The organism is [Mycobacterium] manitobense, from assembly GCF_025821665.1.
GTDB lineage: Bacteria > Actinomycetota > Actinomycetes > Mycobacteriales > Mycobacteriaceae > Mycobacterium > Mycobacterium arseniciresistens.
On the sequence record NZ_JACKSJ010000025.1, the window covers coordinates 59,289 to 74,259 of the forward strand.

Annotated in this window: 7 protein-coding genes, 1 tRNA gene and 1 pseudogene; 4 read left to right on the plus strand and 5 right to left on the minus strand. The window is 61.2% G+C overall.

The genetic code is table 11. The features are described 5' to 3' along the window. The first annotated feature begins 33 nt into the window (after positions 1-33). Positions 34-4,932 (plus strand): tetratricopeptide repeat protein, encoded by a 4,899-nt coding sequence (locus H7I41_RS03965; protein ID WP_264011264.1) that lies wholly within the window; start codon positions 34-36, stop codon positions 4,930-4,932. Positions 4,933-5,412: 480 nt separating this feature from the next. On the opposite strand, the gene H7I41_RS03970 is transcribed toward H7I41_RS03965, so the two are convergent. After that, the gene (locus H7I41_RS03970) at positions 5,413-6,594 is read right to left on the minus strand and encodes a hypothetical protein (RefSeq protein ID WP_264011265.1); all 1,182 of its coding nucleotides are present in this window, start codon (positions 6,592-6,594) and stop codon (positions 5,413-5,415) included. Positions 6,595-7,096: 502 nt separating this feature from the next. On the opposite strand from H7I41_RS03970, the gene H7I41_RS03975 reads away from it, so the two are divergent. After that, positions 7,097-10,741: a hypothetical protein gene (locus H7I41_RS03975; RefSeq protein ID WP_264011266.1), complete on the plus strand. Its 3,645-nt coding sequence runs from the start codon at positions 7,097-7,099 to the stop codon at positions 10,739-10,741. A gap of 573 nt (positions 10,742-11,314) precedes the next feature. Here H7I41_RS03975 and H7I41_RS03980 read toward each other — a convergent pair. The 4 genes and pseudogenes from H7I41_RS03980 to H7I41_RS03995 form a co-directional block, all read right to left on the minus strand. Continuing rightward, positions 11,315-11,587 carry a hypothetical protein gene (locus tag H7I41_RS03980; protein ID WP_264011267.1) on the minus strand — a complete coding sequence of 91 codons (273 nt, stop codon included), beginning with the start codon at positions 11,585-11,587 and terminating at the stop codon, positions 11,315-11,317. A 340-nt stretch (positions 11,588-11,927) separates the two neighbouring features. After that, positions 11,928-12,419 (minus strand): annotated as a pseudogene (locus H7I41_RS03985) (GNAT family N-acetyltransferase); the annotation flags it as partial. Next, positions 12,416-12,691, minus strand: coding sequence for a type II toxin-antitoxin system TacA family antitoxin (locus tag H7I41_RS03990; protein WP_264011268.1), 276 nt, complete (start codon positions 12,689-12,691; stop codon positions 12,416-12,418). The gene H7I41_RS03990 and the pseudogene H7I41_RS03985, both read right to left, overlap by 4 nt. 175 nt (positions 12,692-12,866) lie before the next feature. Next, positions 12,867-12,940 (minus strand) — tRNA-Gly (locus tag H7I41_RS03995). A 45-nt stretch (positions 12,941-12,985) separates the two neighbouring features. Between H7I41_RS03995 and dcd the strand changes: the two genes are divergently transcribed. After that, positions 12,986-13,567: a dCTP deaminase gene (gene dcd, locus H7I41_RS04000; protein WP_264011269.1), complete on the plus strand. Its 582-nt coding sequence runs from the start codon at positions 12,986-12,988 to the stop codon at positions 13,565-13,567. A 331-nt stretch (positions 13,568-13,898) separates the two neighbouring features. Then, the coding region (locus tag H7I41_RS04005; RefSeq protein WP_264011270.1) for a DUF7159 family protein at positions 13,899-14,971 on the plus strand (1,073 nt) is incomplete at its 3' end.

The following is a 14,971-nucleotide window of genomic DNA, read 5'->3' on the forward strand; positions in this document are numbered from 1 at the left end:
AAGGCTGTCGCTCGCCGACTAAGCCCAGCGTTTGTGGGTGAGCCCGTAATTAATGGGACTGACGAACAGATCCGGAAGCACCTCAACACGCTCCCCAACACGCGGCCCGGGGCGCTGGTGTTGTTGTGGTCGGGCCACGGGAAGGCAAGGGGCCAGCAACTGTGGTTGCAGGCGAAGACAGGCGAAGTACTAGCGACTGAAGTCGTGAGCCGTTGTGCGGAATCAGGCGCCGCGCAATTGCTGCTATTAATTGATTGCTGTAATGCGGGGCAGGGGCTGGAAGACGCAACGCGGGTCGCGTCGTCGTTGTTAGCGGAGTATCCGCCTGAGAGCAAACGCGTTTGGTTCGGGATCGTCGTGTCGTGCCGAGCAGGAGACGACGCTCGCGACGGCGCCTTCGGATCGCTATTGGAGCGATTGCTGACCGCAGGTCCAAGATCGCCGGAAATGCAACGGCGTTGGTCACATCAAAACCAATGGATATTCGGCGATGACCTGGGCGCCGCGATCGTCGAGGAGTGGGAAGACGAAGACCAGATACCCCAGTTCCGCAGCCAGGGTCGACGATTCTCGATGCTGCCCAATCCTTTATGGGCTCCAGATACCCCAGAGCAGGTAGTGGAGCATTTGCTTCTGGCGGCCCGCGGCGAAGGCGATGCAGATGAACAGTCGTTGTTCAGCGGACGGGTCGACGAGGTCGATCGAGTCGTCGAGTGGGTGCGTGACAAGAATGAAGGAATTCGGGTAGTCACCGGGTCCGCGGGCACCGGTAAGTCCACGATAATCGGTCGCGTAGCGGCGCTATCCAACCCCATTGAGCGCGCTCGCCTCCTTCGCCGGGGCGGCTGGAGCCACAGCGATCCCGGACAATGTTCAGTCCATGCCTATGTCCAGGCGCGCGGTTTGACTGCACGCGGTGTCGCCGAACTTATCGACGACCAATTGACTGGGGGGCCAGACCAGACCACCGCAGAATCCGGTCAACTATGTCCGCCCGAACTTTCGCCAGCCGACGGCGGCCGCCGCGGCCCGACGGCGCTCGTGGCTGAATTGCAGCACGCGCGTGCACAAGGTGGTAAGCCGCCAGTGATATTCGTAGACAGTCTCGATGAGGCTCGTGACGAAGCGTTCTCTATCGCCGAGGAGCTACTCAGACGGCTAGCCCCCTTTGCCGTCATCGTCGTGACATGTCGTCCATTGGCTCGGAATAGAACGTTGCCGCTGTTGCTCGATGAGCCGACTCAGTTGCAGGATGATTCAACGGAATTACTGCTGGACGTGCTCGACCCGATCGCGATAATGAATTTGGATTTGTCCGCTCACCAAGAATCGCAGCGGACGGCGATTCGTGCCTACGCTATCCGCCGGCTCGCCGACCGCTCAGTCGACATGGACGCCAACGCAGTCGGCGATCAACTCGTCGAGCGTGCTACGACCGACCAAGGGTCATTCCTACTAACGCGAATTCTTGTCGATCAATTGGCGGCCTCGCCTATCAACACCTCGAGGCCCAATTGGCACGAGGAATTAGCCGACTCAATTGAGACCGCATTCAACGTTGACTTAGCACAAGTAGCGGCTGGCGATGTGAACTCGCCAGAGGACCGAGAACCGGTGCAGCTGGCGCGCACGATGTTAACCGCCCTGACATGGGGTTTTGGAGCCGGCTTCCCTGAGGACGAATGGCTGGCGGTGGCCGCGAGTCTGACCGGCGTGCTGTTGAACGCAAATCACATCACTTGGGTATTGGATCAACTGGGCCGCTACGTCGTCCAAGACGGAGAAGCCGGAACCGCGGTGTATCGAGTTGCCCATCAGAGCCTCGCTGATTACCTGCGGCCTCAATACCTCGGCACAGCCGAGCAACCCTTTGAGCCAGCAGCGGCAACGGTATGGTCTGCGTTGGCCGAGCGGTACGAGGGTCTGGTGAAGGATGGATACCGTGCGGACGCGCCTACTTACCTCTGGCGCTACGCACATCGTCACGCGGCCGCCGACGGTCCAAACGGGATCACCCGTCTGCGCAGCTTGGCCAGTCTAGATCCCGGCTTGCTCCCAAGCGTTGCACAAGCCGATTTGGAGGTTGCAGAAACCTTCAGACGATGGGGCAATCTCGACGATGCACTGGCTTCTTCGGAGGAAGCGGTGAGGTTGTTCAGGCACGCGGCGGCCGTCGAACCCGCTTTTGTTGCTCACCTCATATCGGCACTCAACAACTTAGGCCTCAATTACCGTGATGTGGGCCGCCAAAGCGAGGCGTTGGCTCTTGCCCAACAGGCAGTCACGGCGTATCGGGAGTTGGCCGCCGGCAACCCCGCCTACTTGCCTGATCTGGCATCTGCCCTCATCAATCTTGGCATCTACTTCAGCGAACTCGGCCGACCGCACGATGCTCTTGGCCCGTCGGTTGAATCCGTTACGTATTCGCGCGCGTTGGTAATGAGGAACCCTGCCGAGCTGCCGCGCCTCGCTACTGCATTGATGAATCTCGGCGTTCGCTACCGGGAATTGGGGCGCCCTCAGGAGGCACTGGCACCCTCCGCGGAGGCTGTTGCCTACTTTCGAACACTGGTCGAAGCGGACGCCAGTCATCTTCCTGATCTAGCGACCGCGTTGGTAAACCTTGGAGTTCGCTATCGCGATTTGGGAAGGCTCGGTGATGCGCGCGAAGCCTCAGAGGAAGGTATCGCCAATCTACGCGACCTCGTGGAAACGAACCCCGCCCATGTTCCGCGTCTCGCTATGGCCTTAGCCAACCTCGGGCCGCTCTATATCGAATTGGGCCGACACGCCGACGCCGTCGAGCCCGCCGAGGAAGCCGTTACCTTGAGGCGCCAGCTGGCTACTGATAACCCCGCCGAAATTCCACGTCTAGCCTCAGCGTTGCTCAATCTCGGCGCACTCTGCAGTGCATCGCAGCGGCCCGACGACGCTGTAGAGTCCACGGAGGAAGCCATCGGGCTGTATCGCGAGTTGACTCAATCAAACACGGCTCAGATGCCCAGCCTCGCTTCAGCCTTGACAAACCTCGGCGTGTATTACGGCGAGTTGGACCGACTTCCTGATGCGGTGGAACCGATCGAAGAAGCCGTAAGCATCTATCGCCGGGTCATTGGCCAAAATCCCTCGGTCGCAGCCGAACTTGCAACCGCTTTGACGAATCTCTGGTCCGACTACAGTCAGCTGGGTCGCGTGGGCGAAGCGTTTACCGTCGCCCACGAGGTCGTTATTTTGCGCCGTCGACTGGCAGCCGCCAACCCAGCTCACCTGCCCAATCTCGCGTCAGCCCTAATAACGCTGGGCCTCCGCTACAGCGAATTGGGGGGTCTTGGAGAAGCGGTGGTGCCGCTCAGAGAAGGCGCGCGGTATTTGCAACAGCTGGCCGCAACTGACCTGTCTCAGTCTCCTCGCCTCGCGATGGTGTGGATAAAGCTCCGCGATCTCTTTACTGTGCTCGGCCGAAACGCCGACGCGCAGACCGCAACCGAGGCCGCACTCGCCGCGACGGAGCACGCAGTTGACTACTTAAGGTCGCGCCCAGCAGCCGACCAGGCTAACAATTCCGAGCTGGCGACTGCATTGGCGAACCTCGGAACTCTTAGCAGGGCGCTCGGCCGGCCGAACGAGGCTCTGAGTGCGACCACGGAAGCGGTTGGCTACCTACGTGAGCTCACGGCGGCCGACCCGGCGCAAAAGCCCCATCTCGCCGGTGCATTGGCCAACCTCGGCGCGTTCCGCAGTGAACTTGGACAATCCGAGGCCCTGAGCGCAGCTAAAGAGGCCGCTGATCTATACCTCGAACTGGTTGTGGACGATCTTGTACATCTGCGTGGCCTCGCGGCAGCGTTATCGAATTTGGACCGCGACGTACGCGCCTTCGAGGGTGATCCCAGTGCGGTAGATGAGCTCTGGGATCAAGCCGCTGAGCATATAGCTGATCCTCATGCGCGGGCCGAGCTGTTGATTCAGAGGGCTTGGTCAGCGGCCGATGGTGACCACCGTGCCGCGGCTTGGCTAGCACAAGCGACCGAAGCAGCTACTGGCGACTGCGACTTAATGGTCAACGCGCACAACGCTGCCCGGCACCACCGCAATGCCGCGCCGGTCAATTGGGATGAAGCGTGGATCGAAGTCACTGGTGAACCACTACCAATCTGGCTAACAGTAGATAGGGACTTGCTACGCGCCGCCCGCGAATGGATCGCAACGCCGACATATCGGGCGGAACGCGACTACCTTAACGCCAACAATGAACTGCTCAATCCGTCCGCAAACACAGCAGTCGAGGAAGCGCTTCTGGAAAAAGACGAAGCAGAAGGCGAAAGATACCGCGAAATCCTATCGATAGCGCGAAAAGATGGCGTCGAAAACGCCTACCGGTCTCTTATGAGATATGCACTATTCGAAGATTTCGCGGCGGCGGACACCGAAGAACAACAACACATGCTGCGCGACCACTTTGATGATCTCACACACCCCAGCATAAGGTCTTGGGCTTCGGAGGCCGCGAATGCGGACGACGCCACCCCGGACGCCATCCAGGCAAGCTTATTGGTCAGCTTGGCGGCACTCGAGGATAGCGCTGGCACCTTGGAACAAGTCTTCGCGGCGCTACGTGAACCGGAGTTGTTCGACGGAATCCTCCGCAACATCGCCAGCCGTCCGGATGTCGGCACATGGCTCACACCAGTGTCTTTCATCGGTATCACCGCGGCTAAGTCGGCCGAATCCGCAGGACGCGCGTCTGTATACGCCGCCGTCGGCGCAGAAGTGGCAGGTGACCCCGATTCGGCCAAGCAGTTAACGCGGCAGGCAATCGCCGCTGCACCCGACGAGCGTAACGATTGGATCGTCCTCCTCGCTGACTTGGCGGCCGCCACGCCTGAAGCACTTGCAGTCATCAGATATGTAGCCGGAAGCTCCGGCGGGTAAACCAGCTCTCACATTGCAGCATGCGCTACTTCTCCACCAGTGAATGCCGCGACGCTGCCACCTCAAGTACGCGCACTTGTAACTGCCTGCACCGGTCGAATCAGCCATCGAAGGGGAAACCCGGGGGAGTCGGTGAGCAGACGGATCGTGATTTGTGCGGACAGGACGGCGTTCCTTAGGAAGTCGAGCGCCAAAAATCCTCCAGCGCCATCAGTTCGATGTGGAGCCTCGAACCTCATATACCACTCAAGAAGCGCCGAACGAGCGCAGCATGAGGCGCGAAGCCGTTGAACGTGCCTGTCGTACAAACGATCTGGTGATTACCGACGGTCGGCGACTTGGCGTGGTTCGACGTGGCACCCAATCGGTATCGTGTAACAGCCGTAATCTGCCGACGTCGTTGGTCGGCTCGCAAAGCAGCCTTTGGCGGTTGCCCCGCTGAGGCTGTACCCGATGCAGCAGGAGTGCTCGAGGTGGGTCTTAGATAACCCTTGCGAGTGAGCGAAGGTTCGTATGCACTTGAGTGCTGCGGCCCAGGCGGCGCAGTCCATTGCGGATATGCGACGCATGGGCACGCTCGGCGACGACGTGTTCGCAATATCCGGCCGCGCAGGTGAGATACATCATGTCGACCAAGTCATTGTCATGCCAGCGCAATTGGGGGTCTGCGAGCTTTTCGTGCAGTAGCTCGCGATACAAGCCGAGCGCTGGCATGTCGTGGACATCACGCTCGCTATAATTTCGGGTCCAGTCCGACGTCTCTTGCGGCGTAATGCCAGCCGAATGGGCGGCCTTGGGTAGTTCCGTACCGAGATCGGCTATGAACTTCGCGTGAGTTCGCCGGCGTTTCAGCTCCCTGCCCGTTGGGTTCTCTCCCAAGAAGTCTGCAAACAATTGGAATTGCGCTGTCCACGCATGATTCGAGGTTATGGGGACAGCCTCCGCGTCAAGCATCGTGTCGATAATTCCAGCAGCACATCTGAGTGCGTGAGTTATCCATCGTGCCTCTGCCGGAAGATTGGCACCGATCGGAGGGAGGTCGGTGTCTCGGCCGGAGTGGATAACATTCGGCTCCAACGTGATTGCCGACGGATTGAGGGGGCTAGGTTTCCCGTAGCGGCTCGCCAGCGCGTGTCGCAACTCGAGGAGTCGGATATGCAACGGGTCTCGAAGCTGCCAGCCATGTGTTAGCTGCGCAATTGTCAGACCCCTGTTGTAACGTTCTCTCACGTCTGCTTGTTTGCATGTTTCTGACATGTGTGCTGCAGACATCGGCAGCACGATCTCTCTCGCATTGGCGAGGGTGATGAAGTGCGAAGCTGCGGCGAGTTCTTCTGCATTTGTGACGCGCTCCGGCTGGTGAATCGCAAGAGTTAGCGTGCTCCAGTGGTTTTGGTCGAGATAGATTGTGGGCCTACCATGCAACGGGGCCAGATCACCGGCCGCGGGTAGCTCGAAATGAATGTCATGATCTTGCGTGGTTCGTATGTGAAGCTGGGACGACATCGTGTGGAAGGTGGTATCCCGAATGGCGCTAGTCGGTGCGAACGGATTGTTTCCGAGCGTTGCTTCTATAACTCGACCATCCGTAAAAGCGACCGACATAGTCCCATCGCGGCCGAGGCGCATCGTCGAGATGCCGTTGAGAAAAGGTTCATTCATATTGCTTCACAATTTGGTGGCGGATATTTCCGATGCTCGGTTCCGGATCGATCGATGATCAGAGCTTGGATGACCGTACACGCAGCATGTGACAAATGACCGCACGGCGCCTCGGTCGCCTGCTCACGTACCGCGGACGCCGGGTGTCCCCCGCAGGCATATCAGTGCAGCTCTTGACCAGTCTGGCGCGTGGCGGCAGCCAACATAGCCCCGGTTGCGTCTAGCGCAAATTCATTAGTCACACCGCCGACAATGCGCTTAACTACCGTAGTGGTCGAGCTTCGGCATGAGAGACGTCGAGAGGAGGAGAACAGAACAGATGGCTAAGGGGCGTCGTCCGAGACGTGCCGAACTTCGAAGGCGTCTCGCGCGATGCTCGGCGCATGAGTTATGGACGGTGCTCTTCGCAGCGGGGGCTTCTCCCAGCGTCCGTCGGCGTTGGCCTCGCGTGCAGGATCTGGTCGCGAGGACTGTGGCGCTAGACCAAAGGACTGGAAAGCGTGTGAACGCGGACAGTCTTGAACAGCTGCTGGAACTGTGTGTTCAGGAGGAGCCCTGGTTGCTGGGCCAAGAGGACTGCCTACCGGAGGACCCGCGTGACGTCGTCAAAGTACGCCTTGGTGAACGTATCGTTCGGTTGTTCCCCGGAACGTTAGAACGCCCAATTGCGGATGTAGACAGGGCTCTGCTGGTCGCGAACGCCGTCGACGAGGTTCTCAACGACACATTGGGCTTCGGGGTAAGAAATGTTCTCGACGTTGCGCTCGCCTATATCGACTGGGCTATGGAGCAGTTGGCTCCGGCATGGCCGCACTCCGCAAAGTCTCAAGAGGGCACATCAAGATTGAGCCAGGCTGAGGTGGAGGCGGCCAGGGAGGTCGTTGCGGCTGGAACGCCTAGTGCCTTGACGGCGACTGATTCTAGTGTCAGGGCACTTGAGTGGCTCACGTGTGACGCCGCTGATTTTTCTTACACCGGTGGTCACCCGCAGAGTCCGTTCGGCCGGTTTCTTCGCGTCCGCGGATTGCCCTGGACCGAGGACGATGAAGCGCACTGGATACCGCTAGCCTTTATTCCGGAAGTACTGAGCTATGCGATCGGAAAGCTGGCGCACGAGGCTGCAATTTCACAGGAAGCGCAGACAAAGTTTGCCCAACTCGCAGCTCAGGAAGTCCGCAGAAGTCTTTGGTCCTTCGGGACCGCTATTTATGGTCCTCAGTACGAGGATTCAACGCCGGTGCCAGTGAGAGACAATGCTGTGCAATGGGTGTCGCTCACTACAGGCAGGCGCGCAGTCGCGGTGCAACTAACGTCAGGCTTGCGGCTGAGCGACCTTCAAGCGTTCGATCTACCCGAGGCGCTTCGTCTGTCTCGTGAAACTCCCTCAGAGACTTCGGATTCGGTGAACGTCGACATGTCGGTTGGTCGCTTGGAATTGGACCCGCGAATTGAGATCGTGCCACTCCACATAACTGCAACGCCGCACCACATCGTCGTTCCGCAGAGAATTGGTCTTCCAGCGATGTCGATGGATGACCTGCGTTGGGCGAGTTTAACTGCAGACAGGCCGACGGACCTATTCACGTTCTGCCGCGAGATGGCGCGCGGCGACCGCCCCCCTCTCGTAGTCTTCGAGGCGATCGACGTTTGGGAGTCCTGGCGCAAGAACGGCAAGAGTCTTTACAGAGGTGGTCAGCAGCCGTCGTTGATCGTAGTTGAACCACACGCCGGCACCGCCGAATGGCGCCGAGCAGTTAGTCTTTCGGCAACTGAGCGTGCATTACTCAAGCTGTGCTTGCCCCCGATACGAGCACTCGCGGGGATGGATGAAAGGGACGACGGGCCACCCACCGTCTACGTGTATGCGCATCACACGCCAGCATCAGACGAAGACGATCCTATCCGGCCATTGCACAGGCGGCCGGGTCTTGACGGGTGGAGTCTTCACACAGGTGCGGTTCCGGTAGCCGTAACCGCAATACGCAGCGAGTGGAATGACGAGCTCGTCGGCCCGCTGCGGGAACTCTCCATCGCTGTGGCGGCCGCAGTCGACGCCAACGAAGCGGTGTGGACGAGCATTCATGACAACACGAATGTGTCCTGCTACCACATCGACCTAGTCCCCGGGCCGACAATCGATGAACGTGCGTTTCATTGGATCGATCGGCAGGTAGAGTCTAGCGATGACGGCGACGTTGTTTATGCTCGTCTGGCCGTGTCGGTGAGCACGTTAGCTAACGTCGCTGATGCCGATCCAACGTTGGTGCGAAATCAACTCGCTTCAGCTTTCAGCGATCTCGTAACTGCAGTCGGTGTCGATACTGAAGTAGCTGACGCGTTTGAAGAAAACTGGCGGAAAACCAAACCGACGTTCGCGGTGCGGATCACAAGCCTGCCTACCGTCAGAAATGAGCTGCCACAGCCAATCGGTCTCGATCACGCGATAGTCGCCCAGGTCGAGCAACGCATAGCCGTGGCGGTACGCGATGCCGGCTTAAGGCCAGGCCGCTACACCGGCGATCAGGCGAAAAGCCTCGATCGTGACGTACTTGCACCTGCGGCGCTGGCCGCGCTCGACGAAGCTATCTCGGCGCATTCCATGGATACGTTGGTCGAATTCGGCATGCAGCAGATAGAGCGCGCGGTGAACCACAAGAATCGCGCGCTTCTGGAGCTAGGCCAAACCGCTTCCTTGATGGATGTCGGTCTCGACCCAGTTGAGCGATACCGGGAAGCCGAAGCCGACTATCTCTGGCTGAGACGTTGTTGCGAAACCGCCGTTGAATCTGCACTACGTTCAGCTCCAGACGGAGCGATGCCAGTCGACCAAATCGCATGGAGCGAAGTCTTGGCGGCAGCGCACGCATACCTCCAAGCAACCAACCGCAGCGAAGGAGTGCACTACCAGCTCAGTCCGACGTTGATCGATGTCTCGGACCTATACGAGATCACAACCGACCTCGACCCGGGAGAAAGTACGGAAGGCAATGGCGGCTCCGGTGCATCTCCGTATCACCTGGACGTTCCCGCATTCGGCCGAGCACTGGCCGAGGAACGTATAGCGCGCGATATAGCTAGAGACATCAGCGGCGAGACAAATTTAGAACCGCCCGGCGAAGGATCATCGTCATCCCGGCACGGCCACGATGGCCCCGACACCGACGACTTCCCGGACGCCCAGCCGATCACCAACGATCTGAACATGGCGTTGGACAGCGCCATGTTCAATCAGTTCGGGGCGTCCGGAACCGAGATCGCTGCGACGCTATTTGCGCTCTCGGCATGGCCACTGGGCGACACGGATGGAGACGCCGTCGTTGTTTGTCGCGACGACCTCGTCCAGCACGTCGTCGAAAGCACTCACCTCCGGAACACAGATGGAGGTGAGGAAAGGGCGATGGCCGCAATTGACATGCTTACTAGCAAGAGCGCCGAGCTCGCTCAGGAGGATTGGAAACCCTGGCACGCGAGAAGCCGTAAGCGGAGACTGCTGGTCCAGCCGATACCCGAATTGTCCGACGGCCAGCTCGTCGTCGCACCGCACCTGTGTTATGGCGCGGCGACCGTTTACCTGCACTATTTCGAGCAAGGCCAACTCCCGTGGGCGCAACCGCAACCGCCTGTTGAGGTCGAGAAGGCGCTAGAAGCAATTCGTGACGAACGGAACCAGGCACTTGAACGTCTCGTGGGCTCGACACTGCGGAAGGACGATTGGTCCGTAATCGAGCGCGTCAAGGAATCGAAAGCCGCAAGGCTCAACGTACCTTCGTTACAAACCGAAATCGACGCGGTAGCAGGTAAAGCCGGTTGCTCTTCCATCTGGCTTCTGGAGGTGAAGGACCCCTCGGACGTTGCCGTGATCCCGGAGATTCGTCGATCACTAGATCGCTTCTACCTTGACGGCAGCAAACACAAGGGCTATGCAACTCAGCTGCAACGAAAATACGACGACCTCCAGCCGTACGCCGCAGAGGTGGCGCGCGCGCTTGGACTTCCAGACCGGGCTGAGGGCGCGGAATCATACGTAATCCGGCCGCTATTTGTGACGCGCGTACCAGTCGCGGCGGGATATGTCGGCGGCCCTTTCCCGTTCGCAACGTTGTTAACGCTGCTTTCAACGGTAAACACAACCGACGGTGATGAGTGAGTAGGCGCCGCCGGCGGGTAGTCATCTGACTGCTCTAAGCTTGTGATCGTTCGTTTCATGCTCGAAGGCGCCGTGGAGTGGAATGCAGCGGGTCCGGTTCGTGGTATTCCAAGGCCGATGATGCCGCGTATAGCTGGCGGCGACGGTGGCGGGCTGCGCATATACGACTAGTCCGAGATCCGACGATGGGGCGACCTAGTCGAGCGCAGCGGTCGAATCCATGTGTCGCCACCTAGTGGGAACCGTTGGCGGGGATTGGTTACCCGCTTGTCGGCGGTGAGTCCCAATGAGCGCCGAAATACAACAGCGGAGACCTAGCTAGATGACGCCTCGGCGGGCAGTTCGATGACGGTGAGGTGCGGGTTGCCGACGGCCGAACTGAACGCGTCAGCGTGCGCTTGCGCGACCGTCGCGTCGTGGGACCTCCATGCGTGATCTAGTTCGGTTGTCAGACGATAAGTGGGACCCGGCGCGAACTCTTTGGCCGCGACCGCGTGTAGATAGCTAGCGGGCTTCCCGTCCTGATCCAGTTCAGCGATCCCATAGTAGGTCATTTCTAGTCCTCTCTGGTGTTCACTGCAGGGTGCGGGGTGGCGTCACGGTGAGAGGTGGCCCGTCGCAGTCTATTTCGATCACGTCAACCTTTCCGCCGCGGCCGGAGGTCGCACTCATCACGTCCGCGATCTCGTCGGCGGTCAGCTTGTCTGCGAATCTCCATGCTTTAGACCGGTCCTTGGTCAGCCGGATAGCTCCCGTTCCGGGCTGCCAGGCCGGATCGAATGGGAGGTAGCCGACGAGCTTGCCATCGTCGTCGAGTGCGGCGATGCCGAAGCAGGTGGTGGTCATTGGCTGTCGCTTAGTCGTCGCCTTCGAGGGCGTCGTGGATCTCGTCGTCGGCGTGCTCGCAGTCGGCGTCGATCAAGAGAGCACTCCCGTCAGGTAGCGTCACTGAACGCAGTGCCTTGTCGGTGAATCCGGTGGCTTCGCGAGCGGCGGCCAGCGCGTCGTCAGCGCCGTCCGGCATGAGTTTGCGCAACTCGTTGGCGTGCGTGAGCGCCATGATCGCCATCAGACGGCGGAACTGCTCATTGGTCAGCGATTCGAGGTGGTCACGATCTGCACCGGTCTCGACCATCGCTTCGGTTAGCTCGCGACGAGCAGTGTCCCAATCTTCCTGCAGGGCCGGGACACTCGCCTTGGCGTCTTTGATCAGCAGCATCAGGTGAAGCGGATCGGTGGGGGACAATTCGAACTGGTAGCGGGTGTAGAAGCTGCGCGCCCGGTCGTGGAGTGCGTGCACGAGGATGGCGCGGACTCCGATGTCTTGGGCGACTTGTACGCTCCGTGCGATGGCGTCGCGGAGTAGGTTCTCGCCGAGTCCGCAGCCTTGGTGTTTCCGGTCGATGGCGAGGCGCGACAGCAGGATCACCGGTATCGGGTCGGGCATGTTGCGGCGGAACTTGCCGGTGCAGTCAGCGTGCGACACCGCCCCAGTCGAGAGCGCGTAGTAGCCGACGATGCGGCCGTCTCGGCAGGTGACGAAGCAGCGTGACGCGCCTCCGACGTGGTTGGCCAGCGCGCGTTTGCGGAGGTAGTCATCGAGGGTGGGCTCGCCGCTGTCGAACGTGGCGGCGTCGTCAATTTCGCTGATCGGTCGGGGGGTGCTGTAGCCGGTCATGCGTCCCGTTCGAAGATGGACGGCTTGGCGAACATCTTCGCCAACGTTTCCTTGAACTGGACGGGTCGGTCGAGCAGGGCGTTGAATTCGGTCCACGCGGCGTCGTCGATGACGAAATGTCGACGGTCCGCGAGTACGTCGCGGGCGTGTGCGACGGTGGCGCGCACGGTGAAGCTCGTGAGGTCGAGCCCTTCGACCTCGGCGGCATGGCGGATCAGTGCGTCCTGCTCGGGGGTCAGACGCACCGCGAAACGCTCAGATTTCGTAGCCACGCATTCATTGTGTGCCCGATAGGCGTACACGTCAACCATGGCCACGGCGTTGGGGCCGACGGTTAGCAAACCATTTCTGCAATGGGCATCGCTGCGCAACGGTCAAACAACGGTCAAGAATCGGCCATCACGAGTGGCCAGGGTGAGCATTTTATGCCGCCGAACTGAGGATTCGTGGAGCCGATGACGGGAATCGAACCCGCGTATTCAGCTTGGGAAGCTGATGTTCTGCCATTGAACTACATCGGCGGTGTGGCTAGTGAGGTTAGCACCACGGGCCGATACGCTGCGCGAGTGCTCCTTTCCGATCGCGACATCCGCGCCGAGATCAGCGCCGGGCGGATGGGCATCGATCCGTTCGACGACACCCTGGTCCAGCCCTCGAGTGTCGACGTGCGCCTCGACAACCTTTTTCGGGTGTTCAACAACACCCGCTACACCCACATCGACCCGGCGCTGCGCCAGGACGACCTCACCACGCTCGTCGAACCCAAGGAGGGCGAGCCGTTCGTCCTGCATCCGGGTGAGTTCGTGCTCGGGTCGACGTTGGAGCGCTGCACGCTCCCCGACAACCTGGCCGGGCGCCTGGAAGGCAAGTCGTCGCTGGGCCGGCTCGGGCTGCTGACCCACTCGACCGCCGGCTTCATCGACCCCGGCTTCAGCGGCCACATCACCCTCGAGCTGTCCAACGTCGCCAACCTCCCGATCACGCTGTGGCCGGGCATGAAGATCGGCCAGCTCTGCCTGCTGCGGCTCACCAGTCCGGCCGAGCACCCCTACGGCAGCAGCCAGGCCGGCTCCAAGTACCAGGGTCAGCGCGGCCCCACCCCGTCGCGGTCGTATCAGAACTTCATCAAGCACCCCGACCCCCGCTGACTGTCGCGCCCGTGCGGCGCCGGGTGTGAAGGTGTCTGCACGCACGGCGTCGAACGTGAAGGTGTCTTCACGCTCGGCGCAAGAGACGGGTCGATCGCAAGAGGGAATGAACCGAGGATGTCCCGTTGTCGTTGATCCGAGTAGGGTCGAAATACCGGCGTCAGCGGGCATTCGGTGCGTCGCGATCCGGCCAGGGCTTCACCGCGCACAGCTAACACGGTCGAGATGTAACGACTGCGCTGGTCGCGACGATGAAGTTCTAGTTGGAGACTCGTGACGGTCGATTGCGCAATGGCGAACGAGCAGGCGTAGCAAACACTTGGAGGATCTGGTGGACATCGTACTGGGTGTGTCGATGACACCTACGACGGTCCGCATGGTGCTGGTTGAAGGGGAGAAGGCCGACGGCGCGATCGTCGACCACGACGTCTTCGACATCACCGCAACCGAGGGCTCAGCAACCTCGAGCGCGGCCGACCAGGTCGTCGCCGCGGTGCTCGGCACCAAGGAGAGCGCGGCTGAGGGCGGCCATTACCTGAAGTCGATCGGCGTCACGTGGAGTGACCACGCCGAGGCGTCGGTTCTGCGCGACACGCTGACCGCCCGCGGTATCGACGACGTCATGCTGGTGTCCGAGGGGCACGCCGCCGCCTCGCTCGCCCAGGCCGTCGGCCGGGCGGTCGGTTACGCGACCACCGCCCTGCTGTTCGTCGACCGGGACACCGCCACGCTGTCGGTCGTGCAGACCGACGACGGCTCGGTCGTGAAGGTGCTCAGCCGCAGCCTGCACAGCGACGACGCGATGGCCGTGCTCACCGAGATGGCCGCCGCGGTCGACGCGCAGGACTCCGCGCCGGACGGCATGTTCGTCGTCGGCTCGGGCGTCGACGTCACCTCGGTCAAGGCGCACCTCGAGCACATCGTGTCGCTGCCCGTCAGCGCACCCGACGAATCCGCTCTGGCACTCGCTCGCGGCGCCGCGCTGGCATCGGCGCACGCCCCGGCCCTCGAGGCGTCGACCGTCGGGCTGGCCTACTCGCAGGATCCCGACGGCGGCACCACCGCGGGCGGCGCTTATGCGGGGCTGGCCGCGGCCGCCACCCAGATGCGGCCTGCCAGCGATCCGGGGCCGACGCCCGAGGACTTCGTCGCCGCCGACGTCGATCTGCCCGCCGACGAGAGCCGTAAGCCGTTCCTGCTGGTCGGCAGCGCACTGACATCGGTGTTCGTGGTGGGTGTGGTGGCGCTGGCCATCTCGTTGGCGGTCAGCATCCGGCCGACCGCCGATCAGCGGCCCAGCCCCGCCCAGAGCGCGATCGTCCCGAGCATCACGCAGGCCCCAGCGGCGCCGCCCCCCGTACGGGAGGCTCAGCCCGTGCAGGCGCCGCCCGCCGCCCCGCCGGA

Coding starts and splice junctions, on each gene's coding strand:
- H7I41_RS03970 (WP_264011265.1), bottom strand. CDS start 6,594: ATGAATGAACCTTTTCTCAACGGCATCTCGACGATGCGCCTCGGCCGC.
- H7I41_RS03980 (WP_264011267.1), bottom strand. CDS start 11,587: ATGACCACCACCTGCTTCGGCATCGCCGCACTCGACGACGATGGCAAG.